Consider the following 3,931-nt stretch of genomic DNA (forward strand, 5'->3'; position numbering starts at 1 on the left):
TTCGGGATCTTCACCTATGCCATCGACAAGGGCTACCCGCTGGCCCTGGCGCAAACCATGGCGATGAACACGCTGGTGGTGCTGGAGATCTTCCACCTGTTCTTCATCCGCAACCTCCATGGCGCCTCGCTGACCTGGGCCGCGGCGCGGGGCACCAGGGTGGTCTGGGCCGTGGTCGTCACCATCACCGCCGCGCAATCGGCCGTGACCTACCTGCCGCCATTGCAGGCGGTGCTGGGCACAAGGCCCGTGCCGTTGATGGACGGCCTGTTGATCCTCGCCGTCGGCGCCGCCTTCTTCGCGCTGATCGAAATCGAGAAGCAGATCCGGCTGGGGTTGCGGAGATGACCCGTGACAAGGCCAGAGCGAAGCGGCTGAAGCAGATCAACTGTCTGACTCAACATTTTAGCAGTTCAGGCGTCTTCCCATGAAGGCACCGCCCGCTGGGTCATTCAGGGACTCACCGTCTGAACGATCAGCCCCTCTTCAGGGCCAAGCGCGGGCGGGCATGTGCCAAGAGCCAGCTCACGCGGCGTCGACCCTTCATGAGCGGCCTCTCGCCGGCGTCGACAAATCTGATCAGGGAAGCGGGCGAGGGATTGACAGAAGTGCCTGAGCACCACAGTTGAGAGGCATTCGCAACAAGACAGGCCCCTTTCCCCAGTGGACCACCCTCCCAGTTCGATCTCGATGAATCGCCCTCGTCGCCTCTCGTGCCGCGATGATTGAAGCCTCCCTTCTTCTGCTGGTCGGAATCCTCGTCATTCTCGCCATCATCGCGGCGACAGCCTATTTCGTTGCCCAAGAGTTCGCCTACATGAGCGTCAATCGCACGCGGCTTGCAGCACGCGCAGCCGAAGGCGATGTGTCCGCCGAACGGGCTCTGGCAGTGACCAAGCGCACCAGCTTCATGCTTTCCGGCGCGCAACTTGGCATCACGGTTACCGGCCTTCTGGTCGGCTATGTGGCCGAGCCGCTGGTGGGCCAGTCGCTCGGCATACTTCTGGGCGGGGCCGGCGTTCCGCCGGAGATCGGCGTGACCATCGGCACTGTGCTGGCATTGGTGGCAGCCACTCTCATCGCCATGATTTTCGGAGAGCTCTATCCAAAGAACCTCGCCATCGCGGATCCCGAGCCGCTTGCGCGCAGTCTCTCGCGTTCGACGCTCATCTATCTCAAGGTCTTCGGCTGGCTGATCGGGTTCTTCGACATTTCCGCCAACCTGCTGCTGCGCGCGCTGCGGATCGAGCCGGTCCACGACCTCGACGTCAGCGCCTCGGCCGACGACCTGCCACGGATCATTGCGGACTCGCGGGACAGCGGCGATCTGCCGCTCGAACTGTCGCTGATGATGGACCGGATCCTCGACTTTCCGAAGCAGGACGTCGAGCATGCGATGGTGCCGCGGTCCCAGGTGGACTGGGTCAGCCCTGATACGACGCTGGACGAACTGCGTGGCCTCATGGCGCGCGCCCACACACGCTATCCGGTAATCGACGATGACGACACGCCAGTCGGCGTCGTGCATCTTGCCGATGTGCTTGAACGGCTGGTGTCGGGGCGTGCGGATGAACCCGTGGCCTCGGTCATGCGCCCTGCAACCGTGATGCCGACGCTGATGCTGCTCCCCGACGCGCTGGCCCAACTGACCGGGTCCGACAATCAACTGGCCTGCGTCATCGATGAATATGGTGGTTTTGCCGGCGTGCTGACGATCGAGGATCTCGCCATGGAAATCGTGGGCGAGATCACTGACGAGCATGACCCCAAGACCGGCGACGCCCTCATGCCGGATGGCGACGATATCTGGATCATGGATGGGGACGTTCATCTGGACGAAGTGCAGCGGGCCATCGGTTACGATCTGCCACGCGGCGAAGTCGAGACCGTCGCGGGTCTTCTGATCGCGGAGCTGGGCGCCTTGCCCTCCGAAGGCGACACCGTGACGGTCGATCTGCCGATTGATCCTGCGGAACTGGTTTCAGACCATCCGATGCGCCGCTGGCTTGAGGTGGATGTCCTGCGGGTGGAACGCCACGTGCCCACGCAGGTGCGTGTTCGGCTGATCGGAGCCGCAATGTCGGAGGATGACCGATGAACGGCGCACTCAGCGTAACCCTGATCACCGTCGCATTGATCGCCCTGAGCGGCCTTTTCGTCATCATCGAGTTCGCCTTGCTCGGCGCGCGACGTCATCGCTTGGAAGAGCTCGCGCCCACCAGCGTCTCGGCCCGCGCCGCCCTGCGTGGCATGAATGACCTCACGCTCATGCTCGCCGGCGCGCAGCTCGGCATCACCGTCTGCACATTCGCCTTGGGCGCGGTCACCAAACCCGCTGTTGACGCTTGGTTCGGTCCAGTGCTGATCTCCTGGGGCATGCCCTACTGGGCCGCGGGCGGAACGTCGTTTGCGCTGTCTCTCTTTGTGGTCACCTTCCTGCATCTGGTCATTGGTGAAATGGCCCCGAAGTCCTGGGCCATCGCGCATCCCGAAAAATCCGCCCTCGCCGTCGGCGTGATCGGGCGCGCCTTTGTCTGGCCGCTGCAGCCCTTGCTGCGCTGGATGAACAGCATAGCGAACCGCCTTGTGAGAGCGTCAGGCGTCGAACCGGTGGAGAGCGCCGCCGTTGGCGGGCAGGACATCGCAACCATTCGTCAGCTGGTGGAGCATTCCGCCCAGGTCGGCACGCTCGAACCAGAGATGCAGAAGCAGCTGTCGGGCTTCATAGATCTCGGCGCCATGCCGGTCGTCGCCTTGATCACGACGGACGTGTTCCCGACGCAGGTCCCAGCGCAGGCAACGGTCGCCGATGTCCGCGCAGCGGGGCTGCAATCCGGGCACATGCGCATCCTGATGTCGGCCCCGGGCGACGGCCGCCCGCCGTTGGTGGTGCATGTGCGCGACACGCTGCTGTTGCCGGATGCACAGCCAGCGGTCGATATCGCCAGACCCGCCTTCATCCTCGACGCGCAGATTCCGGTTTACGAAGCGCTCGCCCGCATGCGCGAGTCGAGTGTTCAGCTGGCCGTCGTCATGCACAACGACGCTCTGTGCGGGATCATCACCCTGGCCGACATCCTGAAGCGCGTTCTTCCGGCGGGGCTCGAGGTGCAGAAAATGGCGGCTGCCAGCAAGGTCGCTTGAAAAGCATCCGGCCGCGGGGCCTTGTTGCCCCGCGGCCGGATACATGGCATTCGCAGCCGACGCCGCCCGATGGGCCGAAGCAGGAGCATGCACATGGTCTTCTCATGGCTCACGACGATGCAGGCCCTCTGGCGCGGTGATCTGTCGCTTGGCCATGCTTTCTGGAGCCACGGCATGCTCTACCCGGCCCTTGCGAGCCTGTGCGCCACCATCTTTGCCTTCACGCTGATCAGCCTCGAAGTCCCGACAGCACTCGCCGCGATCGTCTACTTTCTCCCGACGCCCTATATCCTTGCCGCCCTCGTGGGCGTCTGGCGCAGCGCCGATCGCTACCCCGGCCCGCCACACCTGGCCACATTGGCCAAGCTCGCAGGACTGCTTTGGGGAACAGCGATGATTATTGCGTGACCAGCTTTTCAAGATGATGGCGGGCGCACACGCCGGCGCCTATGGCGTTCTCCATCAAGGCCACCGGACGGGTCTCATGCTGAGGATGGACGCTCCCGCGCATCATGCGAAAGCTCGGGTGAAGAGGAAGAAGGCAGCTCCGGCAAGCGCGTAGAGAACGCTCCAGACGATGACGAGCGAAAGCAATGCGACAGCAAGTCCAAAAGCGATCCAGAGCCCATCGCGCTCCAGAATGCCCATGGCGATCCCGCAGATCGCAACGGCGGGAAGCATATTGCCGAGGGGGATGGGCAGAAGCAGGACGATCGACAGGACGAGACATAATGCGCCGAGAACCCGTTCGGCGGCCGGGGCTGTCAACGGCGCCAACCGGGGTTTC

The 3,931-nt window shown here is 63.7% G+C and carries 5 protein-coding genes; 4 read left to right on the forward strand and 1 reads right to left on the reverse strand.

The window, feature by feature from the left end:
• From C5F48_RS22285 to C5F48_RS22300, 4 genes are all read left to right on the forward strand, one after another.
• Nucleotides 1-348, forward strand: a 348-nt coding sequence (locus C5F48_RS22285) for a cation transporting ATPase C-terminal domain-containing protein (protein WP_181247754.1), incomplete at its 5' end; no start/stop codon positions are given.
• A gap of 373 nt (nt 349-721) precedes the next feature.
• The gene (locus C5F48_RS22290; protein ID WP_107665930.1) at nt 722-2,098 is read left to right on the forward strand and encodes a hemolysin family protein; all 1,377 of its coding nucleotides are present in this window, start codon (nt 722-724) and stop codon (nt 2,096-2,098) included.
• Nucleotides 2,095-3,144: a CNNM domain-containing protein gene (locus C5F48_RS22295; protein ID WP_107665931.1), complete on the forward strand. Its 1,050-nt coding sequence runs from the start codon at nt 2,095-2,097 to the stop codon at nt 3,142-3,144. The genes C5F48_RS22290 and C5F48_RS22295 overlap by 4 nt, the downstream gene beginning before the upstream one ends.
• A gap of 87 nt (nt 3,145-3,231) precedes the next feature.
• The gene (locus tag C5F48_RS22300) at nt 3,232-3,552 is read left to right on the forward strand and encodes a hypothetical protein (protein WP_146170708.1); all 321 of its coding nucleotides are present in this window, start codon (nt 3,232-3,234) and stop codon (nt 3,550-3,552) included.
• 102 nt (nt 3,553-3,654) lie between these two features.
• On the opposite strand, the gene C5F48_RS22305 is transcribed toward C5F48_RS22300, so the two are convergent.
• Nucleotides 3,655-3,931: exopolysaccharide biosynthesis protein (locus tag C5F48_RS22305; protein WP_146170709.1), on the reverse strand; the 277-nt coding region annotated here is incomplete at its 5' end.

The organism is Cereibacter changlensis JA139, assembly GCF_003034985.1.
Taxonomy (GTDB): Bacteria; Pseudomonadota; Alphaproteobacteria; order Rhodobacterales; family Rhodobacteraceae; genus Cereibacter; species Cereibacter changlensis.